Origin of the sequence: Rhizobium sp. NXC14, assembly GCF_002117485.1 — a bacterium.
Lineage (GTDB): Bacteria > Pseudomonadota > Alphaproteobacteria > Rhizobiales > Rhizobiaceae > Rhizobium.
In genome coordinates, this window is record NZ_CP021030.1 from 3,797,331 (window position 1) to 3,816,956 (window position 19,626).

General features: G+C 61.7%; 20 protein-coding genes and 1 pseudogene. 13 read left to right on the top strand and 8 right to left on the bottom strand.

The annotated features are described in order from the left end of the window. Nucleotides 1-89: 89 nt before the first annotated feature. Nucleotides 90-1,064 (top strand): threonine/serine dehydratase, encoded by a 975-nt coding sequence (locus tag NXC14_RS18585; protein ID WP_085779383.1) that lies wholly within the window; start codon nt 90-92, stop codon nt 1,062-1,064. An 18-nt stretch (nt 1,065-1,082) separates the two neighbouring features. Here the strand turns inward: NXC14_RS18585 and NXC14_RS18590 are convergent, their stop codons facing one another. Further along, entirely contained in the window at nt 1,083-1,880 is a 798-nt protein-coding gene (locus NXC14_RS18590) for an SDR family oxidoreductase (RefSeq protein WP_085779384.1), read from the bottom strand. A gap of 116 nt (nt 1,881-1,996) precedes the next feature. On the opposite strand from NXC14_RS18590, the gene NXC14_RS18595 reads away from it, so the two are divergent. Continuing rightward, nucleotides 1,997-2,941, top strand: a complete 945-nt coding sequence (locus tag NXC14_RS18595) for a GlxA family transcriptional regulator (protein WP_085779385.1) — start codon at nt 1,997-1,999, stop codon at nt 2,939-2,941. A 34-nt stretch (nt 2,942-2,975) separates the two neighbouring features. On the opposite strand, the pseudogene NXC14_RS33430 reads toward NXC14_RS18595, so the two are convergent. Beyond that, a pseudogene (locus NXC14_RS33430) lies at nt 2,976-3,095 on the bottom strand (phytanoyl-CoA dioxygenase); the annotation flags it as partial. Nucleotides 3,096-3,102: 7 nt separating this feature from the next. Next, a complete protein-coding gene (locus NXC14_RS18600) occupies nt 3,103-4,011 on the bottom strand; it encodes a LysR substrate-binding domain-containing protein (protein ID WP_085780189.1) in 909 nt (302 codons plus the stop codon). A gap of 117 nt (nt 4,012-4,128) precedes the next feature. On the opposite strand from NXC14_RS18600, the gene NXC14_RS18605 reads away from it, so the two are divergent. Genes NXC14_RS18605 through NXC14_RS18615 form a run of 3 tightly spaced genes read left to right on the top strand, consistent with a single transcriptional unit; the run spans nt 4,129 to nt 5,494 of the window. Further along, nucleotides 4,129-4,548 (top strand): tautomerase family protein, encoded by a 420-nt coding sequence (locus NXC14_RS18605; RefSeq protein ID WP_085779386.1) that lies wholly within the window; start codon nt 4,129-4,131, stop codon nt 4,546-4,548. Then, a complete protein-coding gene (locus NXC14_RS18610) occupies nt 4,545-4,946 on the top strand; it encodes a cupin domain-containing protein (protein WP_085779387.1) in 402 nt (133 codons plus the stop codon). Before NXC14_RS18605 ends, NXC14_RS18610 begins: the two co-directional genes overlap by 4 nt. After that, nucleotides 4,943-5,494: a DUF4865 family protein gene (locus NXC14_RS18615; protein WP_085779388.1), complete on the top strand. Its 552-nt coding sequence runs from the start codon at nt 4,943-4,945 to the stop codon at nt 5,492-5,494. The genes NXC14_RS18610 and NXC14_RS18615 overlap by 4 nt, the downstream gene beginning before the upstream one ends. Nucleotides 5,495-5,496: 2 nt before the next feature. Here NXC14_RS18615 and NXC14_RS18620 read toward each other — a convergent pair whose 3' ends face one another. The 3 genes from NXC14_RS18620 to NXC14_RS18630 all read right to left on the bottom strand — a co-directional run bounded on the left by NXC14_RS18620 (nt 5,497) and on the right by NXC14_RS18630 (nt 8,182). Then, entirely contained in the window at nt 5,497-6,129 is a 633-nt protein-coding gene (locus NXC14_RS18620; protein WP_085779389.1) for a LysE family translocator, read from the bottom strand. 128 nt (nt 6,130-6,257) lie between these two features. Further along, complete coding sequence (gene pyk / locus NXC14_RS18625) at nt 6,258-7,697, bottom strand: pyruvate kinase (RefSeq protein WP_085779390.1); 1,440 nt, start codon at nt 7,695-7,697, stop codon at nt 6,258-6,260. Then, entirely contained in the window at nt 7,697-8,182 is a 486-nt protein-coding gene (locus NXC14_RS18630) for a DUF1036 domain-containing protein (RefSeq protein WP_011426762.1), read from the bottom strand. Before NXC14_RS18630 ends, pyk begins: the two co-directional genes overlap by 1 nt. A gap of 199 nt (nt 8,183-8,381) precedes the next feature. Between NXC14_RS18630 and NXC14_RS18635 the strand changes: the two genes are divergently transcribed. The 3 genes from NXC14_RS18635 (at nt 8,382) to NXC14_RS18645 (ending at nt 9,857) form a co-directional block, all read left to right on the top strand. Beyond that, nucleotides 8,382-9,170 carry an N-formylglutamate amidohydrolase gene (locus tag NXC14_RS18635; protein WP_085780190.1) on the top strand — a complete coding sequence of 263 codons (789 nt, stop codon included), beginning with the start codon at nt 8,382-8,384 and terminating at the stop codon, nt 9,168-9,170. A gap of 26 nt (nt 9,171-9,196) precedes the next feature. After that, nucleotides 9,197-9,502, top strand: a complete 306-nt coding sequence (locus NXC14_RS18640; protein ID WP_085779391.1) for a DUF1244 domain-containing protein — start codon at nt 9,197-9,199, stop codon at nt 9,500-9,502. Nucleotides 9,503-9,593: 91 nt separating this feature from the next. Further along, nucleotides 9,594-9,857, top strand: coding sequence for a DUF2312 domain-containing protein (locus NXC14_RS18645; protein WP_008533181.1), 264 nt, complete (start codon nt 9,594-9,596; stop codon nt 9,855-9,857). Between the two features lie 159 nt (nt 9,858-10,016). Here the strand turns inward: NXC14_RS18645 and NXC14_RS18650 are convergent, their stop codons facing one another. Continuing rightward, nucleotides 10,017-11,858, bottom strand: a complete 1,842-nt coding sequence (locus tag NXC14_RS18650; RefSeq protein ID WP_085779392.1) for a DUF882 domain-containing protein — start codon at nt 11,856-11,858, stop codon at nt 10,017-10,019. Nucleotides 11,859-12,036: 178 nt separating this feature from the next. After that, nucleotides 12,037-13,581: a sigma-54 dependent transcriptional regulator gene (locus tag NXC14_RS18655; protein WP_085779393.1), complete on the bottom strand. Its 1,545-nt coding sequence runs from the start codon at nt 13,579-13,581 to the stop codon at nt 12,037-12,039. Between the two features lie 207 nt (nt 13,582-13,788). Between NXC14_RS18655 and NXC14_RS18660 the strand changes: the two genes are divergently transcribed. The 5 genes from NXC14_RS18660 (at nt 13,789) to NXC14_RS18680 (ending at nt 19,574) form a co-directional block, all read left to right on the top strand. Further along, nucleotides 13,789-15,645, top strand: coding sequence for a M3 family oligoendopeptidase (locus NXC14_RS18660; RefSeq protein WP_085779394.1), 1,857 nt, complete (start codon nt 13,789-13,791; stop codon nt 15,643-15,645). Between the two features lie 291 nt (nt 15,646-15,936). Continuing rightward, nucleotides 15,937-17,043, top strand: coding sequence for an aminodeoxychorismate synthase component I (locus NXC14_RS18665; RefSeq protein WP_245362166.1), 1,107 nt, complete (start codon nt 15,937-15,939; stop codon nt 17,041-17,043). Further along, complete coding sequence (locus NXC14_RS18670) at nt 17,040-17,669, top strand: aminotransferase class IV family protein (RefSeq protein ID WP_085779396.1); 630 nt, start codon at nt 17,040-17,042, stop codon at nt 17,667-17,669. The genes NXC14_RS18665 and NXC14_RS18670 overlap by 4 nt, the downstream gene beginning before the upstream one ends. A gap of 2 nt (nt 17,670-17,671) precedes the next feature. Beyond that, a complete protein-coding gene (locus NXC14_RS18675) occupies nt 17,672-17,956 on the top strand; it encodes a YciI family protein (protein WP_085779397.1) in 285 nt (94 codons plus the stop codon). 166 nt (nt 17,957-18,122) lie between these two features. Next, the gene (locus tag NXC14_RS18680; protein WP_085779398.1) at nt 18,123-19,574 is read left to right on the top strand and encodes a homospermidine synthase; all 1,452 of its coding nucleotides are present in this window, start codon (nt 18,123-18,125) and stop codon (nt 19,572-19,574) included. Nucleotides 19,575-19,626 lie beyond the last annotated feature (52 nt).

Genomic DNA, 19,626 nt, shown 5'->3' on the forward strand with positions numbered 1-19,626 from the left:
TCATTCATGTCACGGTGACAAAGTCACCGTTCACAAACCGTTTGCCCCGTCCTATGCATGAGCGACGCCGCAAGCAGGACGATTCTCGAATGGTCAGCATTGAAATGATTGTTGCCGCCCGCGCTCGACTGCGCGGTCGCGCGCGCCGCACGCCGCTTCTCTCCTCCCCCTTCCTGGACGAGATCGCCGGCCGGCGCCTGTTCGTGAAGGCGGAATGTCTGCAGCATTCGGGTTCCTTCAAGTTTCGCGGCGGCTGGTCTGCCGTCTCCGGGCTCGACCCGGCGGTACGCGCGCGCGGCGTCATTGCCTTCTCCTCGGGCAATCATGCGCAGGGTGTCGCGCTTGCCGCCAAGCTGCACGGCGTGCCCGCGGTCATCATCATGCCGAGCGATGCGCCGAAGCTGAAGATCGCCAATACCCGCGCCTTTGGCGCCGAAGTCGTACTCTACGACCGCGCCAACGAGGATCGCGACGAAATCGGCGCCCGGCTCTCCGCCGAGCGCGGCCTGACGCTGATCAAACCTTTCGACGAACCGCTTGTCATCGCCGGTCAGGGCACGACTGGTCTCGAAATCTCCGAACAGGCGGCAGAAGAAGGTATAACGGAAGCCGAGGTGCTCGTTCCCTGCGGCGGCGGCGGACTGACGTCAGGCATCGCGCTCGCCCTCGAAGCCAGCGCCCCCGGCTTTCGCGTCCGTCCCTGCGAGCCCAGGGACTTCGACGATACCACCCGCTCGCTCGCCTCCGGCAGGATCGAACGCAACGCCTCCATGTCGGGTTCGATCTGCGATGCGATCATCACACCGGAGCCGGGCAAGATCACCTTCCCGATCTTGAAGCGCCTCGCCGGCGCCGGCATCGTCGTCACCGACGACGAGGCGCTGCGCGCCATGGTGCTGGCCTTCGTCAGATTGAAGATTGTCGTCGAGCCGGGCGGTGCCGTGGCGCTGGCTGCTGCCCTCTTCCACGGCGAGGCGCTGGAAAGCGATACCGTCGTTGCCGTCACCTCCGGCGGCAATGTCGATGCCAATATCATCGCTATGGCGTTGGAACGCTTCGGCTGAGACAGACCGGCGGCTTGATCAAGCCGCCGTGTAACGTTGGGCCGGCGCGGTACGCGAAAGGTTCGGCATCAATGCCTGGCGCGCCTGTTCGTAGGCGGCCAGCAGGCCGGCGTCCTCAAGCGCGGGAATGGTTGCGAACTCCTCTTGCTTGAGGCCCGCGAGCGAGGCATCGACCATATCTTCCGCCGACATCACGATCTCATTGGGCAGGTGCTCGACGGGCGTGCCGGCGATGCCCCAGAATTCGGTCGCGGTGGCGCCGGGCAGCACGACCTGGATACGGACGTTCTTCTCCGCCAGCTCATGTTTCAGCGATTGGCTGAAGGCAAGCACGAAGGCTTTCGTGCCGCCATAGACGCCGTTCAACAGTTCCGGCGCGATTGCGACGATCGAAGCGATGTTAATGATCGTGCCGCCGCCGCGCGAGACGAAACCGGGAACGGCGGCATACGTTAGCCGCATCAGCGCTGTCACATTGAGTTCGATCATTTCCTGCATTTTGTCTACATCGGCAGAAAGCAGCGGCGCTGTTCCCCCAAAGCCGGCATTGTTGACGAGAAGGGTGATGCTCCGGTCTTGCTTCAGCACGCCCTCGACGCGCGCTAAGTCCACCTTGCTTCCCAGATCGGCGACGAGGATCTCCACAGTCCTGCCGGTCTCCGTCGTTAGCCGGCTTGCCAGCGCCTTCAGCCGCTCCCCATTGCGGGCGACGATGATCAGATCGTAACCCTGCTGCGCCAGCCGATGCGCATAAATCGCGCCGATGCCCGAGGATGCGCCGGTAACGAGCGCCGTACCCTTATGTTCCTGTGACATGCTCCATCTCCTTTGTTGCGCTGGCCCTTGCCCCGCGCTTGAAGAGAACGATACGTCGAATTGCCAAAGTCCTGAATGTCATATACACCACCTTTTAAGACACAGGAGGTTCAGCCATTCAGCACGTCGCTTTCCTGCTCTATCCCGGCTTTCAGATCATGAGCCTGGCCGCTGTCTCAGTCTTCGAGTTCACCAATCTCGAACTCGGCCGGAAGGCTTATGACATCACCTACATCTCCGAAGCGGGCGGAACATTGCGCACCTCGCTCGGCATGTCGGTCGAGACCGAGCCTTTCGGCGATCCGGTCTTCGACACGCTGGTCGTCGTCGGCGCACCTGACCTCATCTTGCCGAAGCCTGGCGAAAGCGCCTTCATTCGCGCCGCACTAGGTGCCTCCCGCCGCGTCGCTTCGATCTGCACCGGCGCCTTCTTCCTCGCCGAAGCCGGTATTCTCGACGGTCGCCGCGCGACGACGCATTGGTGCCTCGCCCGCGAGATGAAGGCGCGTTATCCGAAGATCAGGGTGGAAGAGGATCGCATCTTCATCATCGACGGTTCGGTCTGGACATCCGCCGGCATGACCGCCGGGATCGACCTTGCGCTGGCGATGGTTGAGAAGGACCACGGCATCGAAGTCGCCCGCGCTATTGCGCGGATGCTCGTCGTCTATCACCGCCGCGCCGGCGGTCAGTCGCAATTTTCCGCGCTACTGGAGCTGGAACCGAAATCGGACCGCATTCAGAAGGCGCTGGACTTTGCACGCAGCAATTTGAAATCTCAGCTTTCGGTGGAAGAACTGGCGGAAGCCGCTCATCTCAGCCCCCGCCAGTTCAGCCGCGCCTTCCGCGCGGAAACGGGCCAATCGCCGGCCAAGGCCGTCGAGAACTTGAGGCTCGAAGCCGCCAGGCTGATGATGGAGCAAAGCCGCCATTCGATCGACGTGGTTGCCGACGAAACTGGCTTTGCCGATCGCGAACGCATGCGCCGCGCCTTTTTGCGCGCCTTCGGTCAGCCGCCGCAGGCGATCCGTCGCAACGCCCAGCTGGAACGGCAGATGTGAGTACCCAGCCGGCGACCACCGGTGCCCCTTCTCGCTACGACAGGTGAAGCGGCCGGCGGATCGCGGTCTCGACCGGCGAATAGACGCCGTCCTCCTGTTCGAGCCGAAGAGGCTCAGAACGTGCAAGGCCGGGCTGCGCCATGAAGCGCCCTTCGCACGGGTCAATGAGATATCAGGCCATTACTCGCTGGCAGGGCGCCCCGCACCGACTGTTGCACGAGCTCGGCAAGCCGGGCCGCGGCCGGTTGTAGTTCGGCCTCGGCCCGATGCAGGACCAGCCCGAGCTTCGGCAAACTAGGCAGGCCGACGGCCTCCGGCTGAAGCGTCCGGACCTTTGCCGGCAGGCCGACCGGGGTACGGATGGTAAAACCGAGGCCCGCCGCCGTCGCGGCCCAGAGGCCGCCAAGACTGGGGCTGACAAAGGCGAGCCGCCAGGAAATGTCAGCCTCGTCAAGCGCCCGGGTCGCCGCATTGCGCAACAGGCACGGCGCCTCCAGCGAGGCAAGCGGCATTGGCTCGCCACTCGCAGCATGCCAGACGGGCTGCCCTTCTGCAGGCCCGATCCAACACATCGGCACCTCGCCGATCGCCTCACAATGTGCCGTCAACGTCCCATCGCTCCAGGCCAACGCCAGGTCGAGCTTGCCTGAGGTGACCCGATCGAGCAGTTCGGCATTGCGCACCACTCGAGCCTCGATGCGTACCTTTGGATGGGCGCGAGCGAAACGGCCGAGCACCTCGGGCAACAGGGTCTCGCCGAAATCCTCTTGAAGGCCGAGCCGCACCCAGCCTTCCAGCTCGACGCTGTGCACGGCCGCCGCCGCCTCATCGTTGAGCTCCAGCAGCCGTCTGGCGTAACCGAGCATTGTTTCGCCGGCATCGGTCAGCGCCAGCCCCCGGCCCGCCTTGCGGAAGATTGGGGTGCCCGCCTGTTCCTCCAGCTTCTTCAGCTGCGCGCTGACCGCTGACGTCGAACGCCCAAGCTTTTCCGCCGCCTTGGCGAAATTGCCGAGCTCCATGCCGGTCGAAAAGGTCCGCAGCACATCGAGATCGAAGATCGTCCGCCGCATCGTATTGTTCCAAATTTTGGGATATTTGATCCATAAAATTCTGATTTTCAGCATCATACTGTGCTGCGATGATGCTGTTGTCAAGGCCGCCGGACGGCCCGAACCATGGAGATCCCAATGCCCTTCGTTCGCATTTCTCTTCGCAAAGGCAAGTCACAGGAATATCTCGCAGCGCTTGCCGACAACGTCCAGCGCGCACTGGTCGAGACCTTCGACGTGCCCGAAAACGACCGCTTCCAGGCCATCCATCAGCATGATGAGAATGAACTGATCTTCGACCGCAGCTATCTTGCCGGCCCTCGCTCGGACGATTTCGTCTATATCTCGGTCACGATCGGCCGGCCGCGAACGGGTGAGATGAAAGCAGCGCTGTATCGGCGGGTCGCCGAGCTGCTGACCCAATCGCCGGGCCTTCGGCCGCAAGATCTGATGATCGTCGTCAGCACCAGCGCGCCCGAGGACTGGTCCTTCGGCAACGGAATCGCCCAAATGACCGATCCGGACTGGCGGCTGCAGATAGCCGGAGGCCGGCAATGAGCGCTTCGAACCCGAAATCGATGACCGTCAGGCGACCTGGTAAGGTGACCCGCTCGCCCGAAGGCGTGGCAACCGCGCCCTTCTGGGTTGAGATGCTGCTCGAAGGCACCGACGGCGAAAATACCGCGATGCGTGCCACGCTCGATCCGGGCACCATCACCCGCTGGCACACCCATCCCAAGGGGCAGTTGCTCTATGTCCTTGCGGGACAGGGCCTGGCACAGAACGAGGGCGGCTCGGTTGAGGAATTGCGTGCCGGCGATGCGGTCTGGTTTGCGCCCGGCGAACGCCACTGGCATGGCGCCGCCGCTGACAGCCCGTTCACCTATATCAGCATCCAGCCGGCGGAAAATGGCAGCTTTGTCGAATGGCTGGATCCAGTGGAGGCACGGCCATGATCGCTATGCAATACAGCTTTACCCTGCCGGCCGATTACGACATGTCGATCATCGACCGCCGCATCCGCGACAAGGGGCCGTTGCTCGACGGCTTCCCCAATCTCGGCTTCAAAGCCTATCTCAGCGCCCGCATCGGCGAATTCGGCAGCCGCGACAACCTGTATGCGCCCTTCTACCTCTGGCGGAGGCCGGAACGGGCAGGCGACTTCCTCTGCGGCACGGGTTTCCAGGCGCTCACCAGTGCCTTCGGCTGGCCGCAGGTGAAGACCTGGATCGTATGGGAGGCGCAAATCTCGCCCGATATCGCCGCTGCCGCCTTCGCAACCCGCAATATTCTGCAGACTGAAGCCCATGCACCGCTTGCCGATCTCCGGCGGGCCGAAATCGCAGAGGCCGAAGCCGATCTGGCGGCAGGCGCACTCGCCTCCGTCTCCGGCTTCGAACCGACGACATGGACCCGCATACGCTTCAGCTTGTGGCGGGAGCCTCCCGAGATCGGAGATGACGCACAAACCTACCGCGTCGGCCATATGTCCTTGGCCCGATGAGTTTAGGCGGTGGCCCGACGGTAAAAGGCAAGCGATCCCGCAAGGGCGAGCAGCGCGCCGCCGCATGCGCGTTCCAGCCATAAGGCGCCTGACGTTTTCAGGAAACGGACCGCCTGCGAGCCGAAGAAAGCGTAACCGAACATGATCATGAAATCGAGCACAGCGAAGACAAGGGCGAGCAGCAAATACTGCGCCGTCTGCGGCTGGGTGGGCTCGATGAACTGCGGCAGAAAGGCGGAGAAGAAGAGATATCCCTTCGGGTTCGTCGCCGCGACCATGAAACTCTTGAGCCCGATCGAAAAGGTCGATCTCGCGGCCGCCTCATCGGGTTTCAGCGCCGCGTCGATCGTGCCCTTCGAGCGCAAGAGCATGATGCCGAGAAAGGTGAGATAGACGGCACCCGCCCATTTCAGCATCGAGAACCAGAATTCCGATGCCGCAAGCAGCGTGCCGAGTCCGACAGCCACGGCGCCGATCAGGACGAAATCCGAAAGAACCGCGCCAACCATGCCGGCGACCGCGCGGCGCAGCCCATGCCGAGAACCATTTGTCAACGCCAGCAGCACTGTCGGTCCTGGTGTGGCGATACCGACGAAGGAAACGGCCGCGAAAGCCAAAAGAGTGACGATATCCATGATGATCCCTCCAAACCCGAGGATCGAGACTTGCATGCGCCGCATCCCTTGGCAATGCCTGGTCACATGAACGAAAAAAAAGCCTGCCGCCCTTTTATGCAGCAGGCTTAATCACAGATGCGATCGGATCAGACGCCGCTCTGGCCGTCCGAACCGATATAGGCGATGCGCAGCATGTTGGTGGCGCCCGGCGTGCCGAGCGGCACGCCGGCCGAGATGATGATGCGGTCGCCCGGCTTGCCGAAACCTTCATCGGCGACAATGCGGCAGGCGCGGTTGACCATGTCGTCGAGATCGGTCGCGTCATGGGTGACGACGCAATGAAGGCCCCAGACGATGGCAAGCCGGCGCGCCGTCTTGATGATCGGCGACAATGCCAGGATCGGCACCTGCGGGCGCTCGCGCGAGGCGCGGAGACCCGTCGTGCCCGACGAGGTGTAGCAGACGATCGCCGACAGCTTCAGCGTTTCGGCGATTTGACGGGCGGCAAGCGAGATCGCATCGGCGCCGGTTGCTTCCGGCTGGGCGCGCTGAGCATAGATGATGCCGGGATAATGCGGCTCGCGCTCAATGGCCGTGGCAATCGAGGCCATGGTCGAAACGGCTTCGACCGGATAGTCGCCCGAGGCCGATTCGGCCGAGAGCATGACGGCATCGGCGCCTTCGAAGACGGCGGTCGCGACGTCTGATACTTCGGCGCGTGTCGGCACCGGCGCTGAAATCATCGATTCCAGCATCTGCGTGGCGACGACAACCGGCTTGCCCGAACGGCGGCAGGCACGGATCAGCTGCTTCTGAATGCCTGGAACCGATTCGAGCGGCATTTCGACGCCGAGATCGCCGCGGGCGACCATCAGAGCGTCGGAAAGCTCGATGATCTCCTCGATGCGCTCGAGAGCCTGCGGTTTTTCGATCTTCGACATCAGGCCGACGCGGCCGCGGGCGATCTTGCGCACTTCGGCAAGGTCGTCTGGACGCTGGACGAAGGAAAGCGCCACCCAGTCGACATCGTCGGTGGCGAGCACGGCGTCGAGATCGGACCGGTCCTTGTCTGTCAGCGCACCGACGCCGAGCAACGTGTCGGGAAGGCTGACACCCTTGCGGTCGGAAATGCGCGTGCCGGAGATCACCGTCGTGACGATGCTCTTCCCGTCGCACTTGTCGGCGCGCAGGCAGAGCTTGCCGTCATCGATCAGCAGACGGTGGCCAGGCTGCACCGATTCCAGGATCTCGGGATGCGGCAGGTAGACGCGTGTGGCATCGCCGAGCGCTTCATTGTTGTCGAGCGTGAAGGTCTGGCCGGGTTTCAGATCGACCTTGCTGTCGACAAACTTACCGACGCGCAGCTTCGGTCCCTGCAGGTCGGCGAGAATGCCGATCGGCCGGCCTGAACGCGCCTCGACCGAGCGGATGCGCTGGATGAGCGTTCGCATCAGGTCGTGGCTCGCATGGCTCATATTGATGCGGAAGACATCGGCACCGGCCTGGTGCAGCTTCTCGATCATCGATTCCTCGGCGGAGGCGGGCCCGAGGGTGGCGAGGATTTTAATTTTGCGATTGCGCTTCATCAATTCTGACTTTCTTGCGTCCCTGGGGTGTCGGAGAGTTGAACCATCCAGCTGCCCTGGCGGCCCGTGTCATATTCCTTGAATCCCATCTTCTGGTAGCCCCGGGCATAACAATCCTGCACGCCCGAGATCTTGAATTCGTTTTCCGCCACGCACATCTGCACGTCCCCCGTCCACCGTCCTCCCCGGGCGGCGTCCTCTGCGTAGAGGTAATAATAACGCGACTGCAATTCTCCCTCGATCAGCGTGGCGCAAGTCGTTGCCGGCACCTGCCACCAGCCCTCCGTGATCCAGCCGTCTTTGGCTCTGTATCCGATCGCTACCCCAACCAGATTTTGCGTTCCGTTGCACACGCGAAAATCGGCGCGTGCGGCATCTGCGATGAAGAAGGGCATGGCGGCTGCAAGAGCAAACAGGGCGAGTCGGACCAGCGGTCCGGACCGCGTGAGGAAACTTGGCGCGGCTTGAATCAACACGGCTCCCAAATAGCTCCACGGTTATTCATATCCGTGCCTTCTTGCGCCGCCGCCATCCGAAAGTCAACGCAATGCTAATCGATTATATTCCCTTTCATAACGGTCCGCAAAGGTTCATATCCGCTGTCGCCGCCCGTCGCGCTTGAACCGGTCGCGGGCTCATGCAATCACTGGGCGCGACTGGGCAATGAGCAACGGCAATTCCTTCATGGACGACTTCCAATCCTTCGAAATTCTACCCGGAAAACATGACAAAGGCATGGTGATCCTCGCCGATCACGCAATGAACCGCCTTCCCGCCCGGTATGAAAGGCTCGGCCTGCCGGAGTCTGCCTTCGCCCGCCACATCGCCTATGACATCGGCATCGAAGGCCTGACGCGACAGCTTTCAGCGAGGCTCGGCATACCAGCCGTGCTCGGCGGCTTCTCGCGGCTGCTGATCGACCCGAACCGCGGAGAAGACGATCCGACGCTGATCATGAAGATCTCGGACGGCGCCGTCATCCCAGGCAATCACCCGATCACGCCGCAGGAGTGGATTTACCGGATCGAAGCCTTTCATCGCCCCTACCACGAGGCCGTGGCAGGCATGATCGACGCGGTGGCGAATAGCACAGGCAAGGCACCGCTGGTGCTATCGCTGCATTCTTTCACGCCGGCATGGAAGAGCATTCCCCGACCTTGGCACGCCGCCGTTCTTTGGGACAGCGACCGGCGCGCCGTCGGCCCGCTGCTCGACAAGCTGCGCGCCGATCCCGATCTCGTCGTCGGCGACAACGAACCCTATGACGGCGCTTTGAAGGGCGATACCATGTACCGCCATTGTATGGTGACAGGAATCCCACATGCCCTGCTCGAAGTGCGTCAGGATTTGATCGCGGATGAAGCCGGCATATCGGCATGGGCCGAGCGCCTGGCGCCGATTTTTGCAGCGATGAATGCGGATCCGGCCCTGCACGAATACGACGTCCATCCGTCGCGCACCGGCCCCTATTGAGGCCCACGGAATGAAAGGAGAGCGAGATGACTACGCTCAGCAAGGAACAACAGACCGAATTCGAAGCCGCCGCCTTCCGCCGTCTGGTCGCGCATCTTCGTGACCGCAGCGACGTCCAGAACATCGATCTGATGAACCTGGCCGGTTTCTGCCGCAACTGCCTTTCGAACTGGTACCGCGAGGCCGCCGAGGCCGAAGGTGTTCCGGTCACCCGCGACGAATCGCGTGAGATGATCTACGGCATGCCCTACGAGGATTGGAAGAACCTCCATCAGAAGGAGGCCTCGCCTGTGCAAAAGGCGGCATTTGACCTGAACAAGCCACACAAATAGTCCGCTTGGCCTTTAACAGGCTTGACCGTGACGCCGCTTCGCGGCAGTCACGTGCATCCCGAATTGATCACCGAAAAATCAGGAGAACACGATGTCTGATGCTCATGGCGTCGCCCGCGATCAGCTTCGCGCTTTCATCGAGCGCATTGAACGGCTGGAAGAAGAAAAGAAGACAATCGCCGACGACATCAAGGACGTCTATGGCGAAGCCAAGGGAATGGGCTTCGATACCAAGATCCTGAAGAAGGTCGTGGCGCTGCGCAAGAAGGACGAGCAGGAGCGCATGGAGGAGGAAGCCATCCTCGACACCTATCTGCACGCGCTCGGCATGATCGAAGCGCCGCCGGAAGGCTGATTCGCCGACGTCGCTGCTTCGATAAAAGCCGTCGGACCTTCCGGCGGCTTTTCTTTTGCGCCGGATCTTGCTGGCACTCCAACTGTCCAGCCGATCGAATAGTCAGAAGAAAACCGCCGGATCGCTCCGGCGGTTTTCGGTCTGACGCGATCAGCAAGCTCAGTTCGTATTGAACTTACGCACTTCCATGAAGTTGACGGCGTTGCCGCTGAAACGGGCCGGGTCGACTGAGGCGGTCTTGACGTTGAAGCCCTCGGCATAGACAGCGGTCGGTTGGGCGCGCATCGTCTGGCTGACGAAGCGCGGCGCCTTGACCTGTTTGGACGCCATTTCGAGACGGGCATTGGTCAGCGCCCACTGCGAGATCATCTTCTGCGTCAGCTTCGGCTCGGTACGCACCGTCGCGCGGCTGGCATCGGCTGCGGCGGCTTCCTTCTGCGTCGGACGGCCGCCCTTGACCGGGAGGGGCTGCGGCGCGGGGCTCTCGGCAGCCGGGGCGTCGAAAGCATCGCCGAAGCTTGCCGACTTCGTCGCCGGCGCCAAGGCAGCGAGCTGCAATGACGGCTTTTCGGCGGGCGCCTTTTGTGGCATCGCGGCGGCGATTGCCTGCTCCACGCTCATTTGAGGCTCATGCGAGGCGACCTGGCTTTGCGTATCCTTGTTCTGCTGCTCGAGCGCGGCGGCGATGGCAGGAGACAGGCCGCCATCCTGATCGGCCTCGTCTGCCTCCGCTTCGGGATCGGCATCCGCCGCAGCAAGCAGATTTTCAGCAACGGCAGGGCGCTCGACCGGAGTGGGAACTGGCATTCCGTTCTGCATGTTCGGATCGATCGACGCGACTTCGGCGTCACCCGGCGCGCGGCGCTGACCGAGAAGCGAGGGAACGGGAATGCTGTAGGCGCTGAGATCGGCGAATTGCTGTGGCTGGGCCTGATCGGCCGGAAGCGCCGCGACGAGGGCCTGCTGCGCGGCGTTACCCGAAGAGGGCGCCACCAGTGCGCTGGCCATTTCACTGCCGGCCGGCTGGTTGCTGAAAGCCGGGCGAACCTGCGGCACCGGCGCATTCAGGGCTGCGACTTCGGCCTGCTGCGGCTCGGCAGGAGCAGGCTCCGCCTTCGGCGGCGTCGCCTTGGCGACAGCAACGGGAGCCGAATCGTCGGAATCATCTTCCTGTTCGTCAGCCCCGCCGCCAAACAGCGCCTCAAACAGCGTCTTATGCTTCGGCGCCGATTCAGAAGCACTGGCGATCTCGATCTGCGTGCCGCTGACGCGGCGCTTGTAGTCGGCCATCGCTTGCTGATAACCGGGCAGCGGCTTGCCGTCAGCCGGGATATGAATGGTGTTGCCGTTCGGAAAAAGCCGGACAAGCTCGTCGCGGCTCATACGCGGCCAGGCGCGAACGCCGCCGACATCCATGTGCACGAAGGGCGAACCGGATTTCGGATAAAAGCCGACGCCGCCGATCTGCATCTTCATGCCGATGGCCCTGAGCGTCGCAAGCTTGACGTCGGGAATGAAGAAGTCCATCGCCTTGCCGAGCATGTGTTGGCTTTTTTCGGCGACGCCGGAATTGCGCGAGCGGCCGCGCAGCATCTCGTTGGTTGCCGGCGAACGGAAACCGCAGACGACGTTGATGTAGTCCCGCGAACCGCTCTGGCGGTAGACTTCCCAGATCAGGTCGAACAGGCGCGGATCCATCTTGGTCGGCTGGTTCTTGCGCCAGTCGCGCAGGAACCGGTTCAGCTGCTCCAGACCCTTCGGGTCGAACTTGCCGTTACGCTTGTAGGTGATGACGGCCTTTTCGCCGGTATGGATGAAATAGAGCTTGAGGCTGCGGGTTTCGCCCGCTGCTTGGGAAGGCGTACCGACCAATACCGGCGAGGAAACCGCAAGCGCAAGAAGGGCGGCCGCCGCCGTCCTCACTGCCTTTCCGCAAATGTCGGCGCACAAAGAACGCCAGCTCAAGCGCGAAGGCTTGGAATTCCCATTCAGATTCGGCAACTCGATCCCCGTCAGACAGACAATGTCCCGTACTGTCCCAGATGACTGTCAAATGCGGTCACACGATGGCAAAAATGCCACACATGATCAACCTTTTCTTTACATAGTGAACGAGCCACTAACAAGTGGTTTATGATCAGTAACAAATCGTGGTTGCCCGAGTCTTAATAAATAAGGCCTAAGCCGCATCTTTCTGGGGATTATCGGGATCTATGCCGTAATCTTTTAGCTTGCGATAAAGTGTGGACCGGCCGATGCCAAGTTTGCGCGCCACTTGACTCATCTGCCCACGATAGAATTTGAGCGCGAATCGGATGAGCTCCTCCTCAACGTCGGCAAGTTTGCGCACATCTCCGGAGGGATTGACACTGGCAATGGCGTTTTCAGAAGTCTCCGACAGTCGGTGATGCACCTCACTTGGCATCGGCGCCTGGTATTCCTCGCCATAGGCTTCATCAGGGTCGAGGCCGGTATTGTCGGCAACGAGCGCCAGGTGGTCCACCACTTCATATTCTGGAAGCTGGGCGGCGATTTGCGGGAAATCCGCCTCCGTCAGCTCCGGCCCTTCGGCGAGAACGACCGCACGGAAGATCGCATTTTCGAGCTGGCGGATGTTGCCCGGCCAATCATAGGCGGTCAGCAGTGCCAACGCGCCTGAATTCACGGTCATGCGGCGGCCGCTCTTCTGCTCGCTGGAGAAGCGGTCGGTAAAGACGCGCACCAGATGCGGGATGTCTTCCTTGCGCTTGCGCAGAGCCGGAATGGTAATCGGGAAGACGTTGAGGCGATAATAGAGGTCCTCGCGGAAATGCCCGCTCTTGACCTCTTCGATCAGATCCTTGTTGGTCGCGGAGATCAGCCGGACATTGACCTTGTGCGCGGTGCGCGCGCCGACCGTCTCGATCTCGCCCTGCTGCACGGCCCGCAGGAGTTTCACCTGCACCTCGAGCGGCAGGTCGCCGATCTCGTCGAGGAAGATGGTGCCGCCATCGGCTTCCATGAATTTGCCGATGTGACGTTCGGTCGCGCCGGTAAACGCGCCCTTCTCGTGGCCGAAGAGGATGCTTTCGACGAGGTTGTGCGGGATCGCGCCGCAATTGACGGTGACGAAAGGCTTGTTCGAGCGGTCGCCGCCGGACTGGATAGCGCGGGCCACCAACTCCTTGCCGACGCCGGATTCGCCTTCGAGCACGACCGGGATGTTCGATTGCGCCGCCCGCTGGGCCAGATCGATGACGCGGATCATCGCCGGGCTGGCCGAAACAATGTCGTCGAAGCCGACGGAGCCCGAGCGGGACCGGCGTCCGGCCCGCGCCTTCACCTCGCGCTGGTCTAGCTTCATCGCGTTGGAGATCGAGGTGGCGATGCGTTCGGGCGACACCGGCTTGACGACGAAATCGAAGGCGCCGGCACGCATCGCCTGCACCACGGTCTCGATGCCGCCTTGGCCCGTCTGGACGATGACCGGGATCTGCGTGCCGAATTCGTGAAGCGCATCGAGAAACTCGAGGCCGGTCATCTCGGGCATCATCAGATCGAGCACGATGACATTGAAAAGGCCGCTGTCGCGTTTGACCATTTCCAGGCCGATGCGGCCGTTTTCGGCCTGGTGCACGACATGGCCGTGACGCTCGATTGCGTTCTTGAGCAGACGGCGTTGCACCGGGTCGTCCTCGACCACGAGGATTTGCCCTGCTCCCTTGAGCTCATTGTAACCGGTCATTGTCGCTCCACTTCATGCGAAACCATGAAGCGCACTCTGGCAGAAAGGCTTGAACATCCAGTTTTGAGAAATAATTGCATTTTAACGATTGCGAAGACCCGATTTCGTGCCGAAGCGAGGCCTTTTATGCGCCGAAAGACCCTTGATGCGGGGCCTTCTCGCGCTTATTCAAGCAGACCTGTCATAAAGTGGAGAGGAATTGCGCCCATGAAAATCGAGCCCCTGCACGCCGGGTTTTTTTTCTCGCCAGCAACGCCAGCCGGGGCGGCGGCCGATCCGGCGCTCGGCGACCTGCCGGTTTGGAAGTTGCAGGATCTTTATCCCTCCGTCACGTCCACCGCCTTCGTCGCCGACATGGAAAAGGCCGGCAAGGCCGCGATCGCTTTCGAAGAAAAGTGGAAGGGCAAACTCGCCGAAGCAGCGGCGAAGACTGGCACCGAAGGCATCGGCGCGGCGCTGAAGGAATATGAGGCGCTTGACGACATCATGGGCCGCCTCGGCTCCTTTGCCGCCCTCACTTATTTTTCCGACACCACCAATCCGGCAAACGGCAAGCTCTACGGCGACGTCCAGGCCAAAATCACCGAATTCTCGGGCCATCTCCTGTTCTTCGCGCTCGAGCTGAACCGGATCGATGACGCCGTGATCGACGCCTGCATGGCCAATGACCCCGATGCCGGCCATTATCGCCCCTGGCTGATCGACCTGCGCAAAGATAAGCCCTATCAGCTCGATGACAGGCTGGAGCAGCTCTTCCTTGAGAAGTCGATGACATCGGCCTCCGCCTTCAATCGCCTCTTCGATGAAACCATGGCGGAGCTTCGCTATGAGATCGATGGCGAGAAAGTGCCGCTCGAGGTGGCGCTGAACATGCTGCAGGAGAAGGATCCGGAAGTGCGCCGCAAAGCGGCCATGGCGCTCGCCGAAACCTTCAAGGCGAATATCCGCATCTTCACGCTGATCACCAATACGCTTGCCAAGGACAAGGATATCTCCGACCGCTGGCGCGGCTTCGAGGATATCGCCGACTCCAGGCATTTGGCAAACCGCGTCGAGCGAGAGGTTGTCGACGCCTTGGCCGCAGCCGTCCGCGAAGCCTATCCCCGCCTTTCGCACCGCTATTATAGAATGAAGGCGAAATGGCTCGGCATGGAGCAGATGAATTTCTGGGACCGCAACGCGCCCCTTCCGGAAACGTCGAGCGCCGTGATCTCCTGGTCCGACGCGAAGGACACGGTGCTATCGGCTTACGGCAATTTCGCCCCCGAGATGGCCGATATCGCCAGGCGTTTCTTCGACGAGCAATGGATCGATGCCCCGGTTCGCCCCGGCAAGGCGCCTGGCGCCTTCGCTCATCCGACGGTTCCCTCGGCACACCCTTACGTGCTCGTCAATTATATGGGCAAGCCACGCGACGTCATGACGCTTGCCCATGAACTCGGCCACGGTGTCCATCAGGTTCTCGCCAGCGCGCAAGGCGCGTTGATGTGCCAGACGCCGTTGACGCTGGCCGAAACCGCGTCGGTCTTCGGCGAGATGCTGACCTTCCGCGCGCTCCTGGAAAAGACGACCGACAGGCGCGAGCGCAAGGCGATGCTTGCCCAGAAGGTCGAGGACATGATCAACACGGTCGTGCGCCAGATCGCCTTCTACGAATTCGAGCGCAAGCTGCACACCGCCCGCAAGGCAGGCGAACTCACCGCCGACGACATCGGCGAACTCTGGCTCTCCGTCCAGTCGGAAAGCCTCGGGCCGGCGATCAATATTTCAGAGGGCTACGAGACCTATTGGGCCTATATCCCCCACTTCATCCACTCGCCCTTCTATGTCTACGCCTATGCCTTCGGCGATTGCCTGGTCAATTCGCTCTACGCCGTCTACCAGAAGGCGGAGAAGGGCTTCCAGGAGAAGTATTTCGAACTGCTCAAGGCCGGCGGCACCAAGCATCATTCCGAACTCTTGAAGCCTTTCGGCCTCGACGCCACCGATCCGTCGTTCTGGAGCCAGGGCCTGTCGATGATCGAAGGGCTGATTGATGAGTTGGAAGCGTTAGACAAGGGGTGAATTCTCGTCGCCAGGAGCGGAGAGGCAGCAATGAGTCTCTTCTCCCCTCGGGGGAGAAGGTGCCGGCAGGCGGATGAGGGGGCGACATAGCAGAAGCTGTCCTTCGCATCTGCTCAGGACGTCGCTCCGCCCCCTCATCTGCCCTTCGGGTATCTTCTCCCCATGGGGAGAAGAGGGAAGTATCTCACCCTCCCCATCTCACCTCGAGCAATGGAGAGCAGAACAAATTGAAAGTGTCGCGTGGCCGACCAACCCTATATCCTTTTTCGCGACGACACGACCGACGAGGTGATGCTTTTCGCCAAGCCGGCTGAGATCATCGTCGCTCGGACGCGCAGCGAATTCTTCGCCGGCCTTGTCCGCATGGAAGAGGCCAAGGCCGAGGGCAAATGGCTTGCGGGCTACATGGCCTACGAGGCCGGATATCTCTTCGAAGAAAAACTCGCTGCCTTCGCCGGAGAAGGTCGCGAAACGCCGCTCCTCTGTTTTGGCGTATTCGATGCTCCGCAGCCGGACACACACCCGCTCGCCCAGCCGAAACAGCGTCTCGAAAACGAGGAATTCCTCACCGCACCGAAGGCCGCCTGGGATTTCCCTATCTATAAAGAGCATTTCAACCGCCTTCACCAGCACCTGAGGCTCGGCGACGCCTATCAGGCAAACCTCACCATGCCGGTCAAAGCCCGCTGGAGCGGCGATCCTCGTGCCGCCTTCTGGTCGCTGATCGAACGCCAGCCTGTGAAATACGGTGCACTGATCGATCTCGGCGGCCCGATCATCCTGTCGCGTTCACCCGAACTTTTCTTCCGCACCGATGAGCAAGGTTGGATCGAAACTCATCCGATGAAAGGCACGGCAAAACGCGGCGCTACCGCCGCCGAAGATGCCGAAATCATCGCGGCCATGCGGGCAGATATCAAGACCCAGGCCGAAAACCGCATGATCGTCGATCTGCTGCGCAACGATATCTCCCGCATCACCGAGGTCGGCACGCTCACCGTTCCGAAGCTCTTCGAGATCGAGACCTATCCGACCGTCCACCAGATGGTCAGCCATGTGCAGGCAAGACTTCGCCCCGGCCTTTCGATCCGCGATATCTTTGCCGCCCTCTTTCCCTGCGGCTCGATCACCGGCGCGCCCAAGATACGGGCGATGGAGATCCTGCACGCACTCGAGGATGATCCCCGCGACGCCTATTGCGGTGCGATCGGCATGATCTCGCCGACCGGCGCCATGCGTTTTGCCGTCGCCATCCGCACCGTCACGCTTTTTGGCGGCGGCAGGGCGGTCTTCAATGTCGGCGGCGGCATCGTCTTCGATTCCACCGCCGAGGCGGAATATGAGGAATGCCTGCTCAAGGCGCGCTTCGCCGTCGGCGACCAGTGGATCGCGCGATGACCGATTTCTCGCTGATCGAGACACTGCGCTGGCAGCCTGGGGAAGGCTTCATCCGCCTGCGCCTGCATCTCGCCCGGCTTTCCCGCTCCGCCCGCCGCCTCGGCTTTCCGCAACCGCTCGGCGCAGCGGCGAAGCTCGATAAAGTCGTCAGTGAGGCAAAGGGCCCGCTGCGCATCCGCATGACCTTCGACGCACAAGGCCGCATCGAGGTGAAGAGCGCGGCCTTCGTCCCGTTGGCGCCTGATACCGTCTGGACCACCCGCCTCGCCGCAACGCGCCTCGATTCCGCCGACCGGCTGCTGCGGGTCAAAACCACGCGACGCGCCGTCTACGAAACCGCGCGCTCCGAATATGCTCAGGCGGAAGCCGACGAAGTCATCCTCTTGAACGAACGCGACGAGGTCTGCGAGGGAACCATCACCTCCATCTTTCTCGACGACGGAAGCGGCATTTTACGCACTCCGCCGATCTCCTGCGGCCTGCTCGCCGGCGTGCTGCGCACCGAACTCATCTGCGCGCGCAAGGCCCGCGTCGGCCGCTTGAGCCTCGCTGATCTCGATGCCGGCACGCTCTATGTCGGCAACTCGCTGCGCGGCCTGATCCGCGCAAACCTCCTGAGGAATTGACCATGTTCATTCTCTCCCTCACCTACGTTAAATCCAGCGACGAAGCCGACAGGCACATGGAGCCGCACATGGCCTGGGTGAAGGACGGTTACGCCAAGGGCTGGTTCCTCGCCTCCGGCCGTAAGGTGCCGCGTACCGGCGGCGCGATCCTCGCCATCGGCGACCGTGCCACAATCGAAGCCTATGTCGCCGCCGACCCCTTCACCGTCCACGGGGTCGCCGAATACGAAATCACCGAACTTGCGATAACGACGACGGTCGAAGGATTGGAAATCCTGAAGCGGTGATTTTCGGTCAGGGCATCTTGTCGCGCCGATATTTGGCCTTTCCCCGTCAACGCTCTTTATTGTGACGGCGTTTTGTGATTAGAGCCGGTCACTTCGCAATTTCTGCGGCAATCTCACAAGAATTCTTCAGGCTGAGCGCCTTCGTCCCCTTCCACAGGAGAAAAGAATGACGGAACAGAACTATCCGGTATATGCCGAAATTACCGGTCCGATCGTGATGATCGGCTTTGGCTCCATCGGCCGCGGCACCCTGCCCCTGATCGAGCGCCACTTCAAATTCGACAAGAGCCGGATGGTCGTCATCGACCCGCGTGAAGAACCCTCCGACATGGAGATCCTGAAGAAACATGGCGTTCGCCACATCAAGGAATATGTTACCAAGGACAATTACAAGGAGCTGCTGAAGCCCCTGCTGACGAAAGGCGAAGGCCAGGGCTTCTGCGTCAACCTCTCGGTCGACACCTCCTCGCTCGACATCATCAAGCTGTGCCGCAAGCTCGATGTTCTTTATATCGATACGGTCGTCGAGCCCTGGCTTGGCTTCTATTTCGACAAGGGCATGAGCAATGCCGACCGCACCAACTATGCGCTGCGCGAGACGGTGCGCAAGGAAAAGGCGAAAAACCCCGGCGGCGCCACCGCCGTCTCCACCTGCGGCGCCAATCCGGGCATGGTCTCCTGGTTCGTCAAGCAGGCGCTCGTCAACCTCGCCAATGATACCGGTGTTAAATTCGAGGAACCGGACCAGCACGATCGCGAAGGCTGGGCCAAACTGATGAAGAAAGTCGGCGTCAAGGGCGTCCACATCGCCGAGCGCGACACCCAGCGCACAAAACATCCGAAGCCGCTCAACGTCTTCTGGAACACCTGGTCCGTCGAAGGCTTCATCTCCGAAGGTATGCAGCCGGCCGAACTCGGCTGGGGCACGCACGAGCAGTGGATGCCGAAGAATGCCAAGAAGCACAAGAAGGGCAACAAGGCGGCGATCTACCTGGAGCAGCCGGGCGCCAACACCCGCGTGCGCACCTGGTGCCCGACCCCCGGCCCGCAATACGGCTTCCTCGTCACCCACAACGAGTCGATCTCGATCGCCGATTACTTCACGGTCCGCGACAAGGACGGCGAAGTCACCTTCCGTCCGACCTGCCATTATGCCTACCATCCCGCCAACGACGCCGTGCTCTCGCTGCATGAGATGTTCGGCAACGGCGGCACCCCGCAGCCGGTCCACCACGTTCTCGACGAGGAGGAGCTCGAGGACGGCATCGACGAACTCGGCGTCCTGCTTTACGGTCATGAGAAGAATGCCTACTGGTATGGTTCCCGCCTGTCGCTGGAAGAAACCCGCCGCATCGCGCCTTACCAGAACGCCACCGGCCTACAGGTGACCTCCGCCGTTCTCGCCGGCATGGTCTGGGCGCTGGAAAACCCGAAGGCCGGCATCGTCGAAGCCGACGAGATTGACTACAAGCGCTGCCTCGACGTGCAGATGCCCTATCTCGGCCCGGTCGAAGGCCACTATACCGACTGGACGCCACTAGACGGCCGTCCCGGTCTGTTTCCTGAGGATATCGACACCAAGGATCCCTGGCAGTTCAGGAACATCCTCGTTCGCTGACATTGTCGGTGCAACTTTGAAGATGCCCGCCGCGAGGCGGGCATTTTTGTAA

Excerpts from the sequence above, each read along its gene's own strand:
- NXC14_RS18585 (WP_085779383.1), top strand. The coding sequence starts at position 90 with ATGGTCAGCATTGAAATGATTGTTGCCGCCCGCGCTCGACTGCGCGGT.
- NXC14_RS18590 (WP_085779384.1), bottom strand. The coding sequence starts at position 1,880 with ATGTCACAGGAACATAAGGGTACGGCGCTCGTTACCGGCGCATCCTCG.
- NXC14_RS18600 (WP_085780189.1), bottom strand. The coding sequence starts at position 4,011 with ATGCGGCGGACGATCTTCGATCTCGATGTGCTGCGGACCTTTTCGACC.
- NXC14_RS18605 (WP_085779386.1), top strand. The coding sequence starts at position 4,129 with ATGCCCTTCGTTCGCATTTCTCTTCGCAAAGGCAAGTCACAGGAATAT.
- NXC14_RS18610 (WP_085779387.1), top strand. The coding sequence starts at position 4,545 with ATGAGCGCTTCGAACCCGAAATCGATGACCGTCAGGCGACCTGGTAAG.
- NXC14_RS18615 (WP_085779388.1), top strand. The coding sequence starts at position 4,943 with ATGATCGCTATGCAATACAGCTTTACCCTGCCGGCCGATTACGACATG.
- NXC14_RS18620 (WP_085779389.1), bottom strand. The coding sequence starts at position 6,129 with ATGGATATCGTCACTCTTTTGGCTTTCGCGGCCGTTTCCTTCGTCGGT.
- pyk (WP_085779390.1), bottom strand. The coding sequence starts at position 7,697 with ATGAAGCGCAATCGCAAAATTAAAATCCTCGCCACCCTCGGGCCCGCC.
- NXC14_RS18635 (WP_085780190.1), top strand. The coding sequence starts at position 8,382 with ATGGACGACTTCCAATCCTTCGAAATTCTACCCGGAAAACATGACAAA.
- NXC14_RS18640 (WP_085779391.1), top strand. The coding sequence starts at position 9,197 with ATGACTACGCTCAGCAAGGAACAACAGACCGAATTCGAAGCCGCCGCC.
- NXC14_RS18645 (WP_008533181.1), top strand. The coding sequence starts at position 9,594 with ATGTCTGATGCTCATGGCGTCGCCCGCGATCAGCTTCGCGCTTTCATC.
- NXC14_RS18655 (WP_085779393.1), bottom strand. The coding sequence starts at position 13,581 with ATGACCGGTTACAATGAGCTCAAGGGAGCAGGGCAAATCCTCGTGGTC.
- NXC14_RS18660 (WP_085779394.1), top strand. The coding sequence starts at position 13,789 with ATGAAAATCGAGCCCCTGCACGCCGGGTTTTTTTTCTCGCCAGCAACG.
- NXC14_RS18665 (WP_245362166.1), top strand. The coding sequence starts at position 15,937 with ATGCTTTTCGCCAAGCCGGCTGAGATCATCGTCGCTCGGACGCGCAGC.
- NXC14_RS18670 (WP_085779396.1), top strand. The coding sequence starts at position 17,040 with ATGACCGATTTCTCGCTGATCGAGACACTGCGCTGGCAGCCTGGGGAA.
- NXC14_RS18675 (WP_085779397.1), top strand. The coding sequence starts at position 17,672 with ATGTTCATTCTCTCCCTCACCTACGTTAAATCCAGCGACGAAGCCGAC.
- NXC14_RS18680 (WP_085779398.1), top strand. The coding sequence starts at position 18,123 with ATGACGGAACAGAACTATCCGGTATATGCCGAAATTACCGGTCCGATC.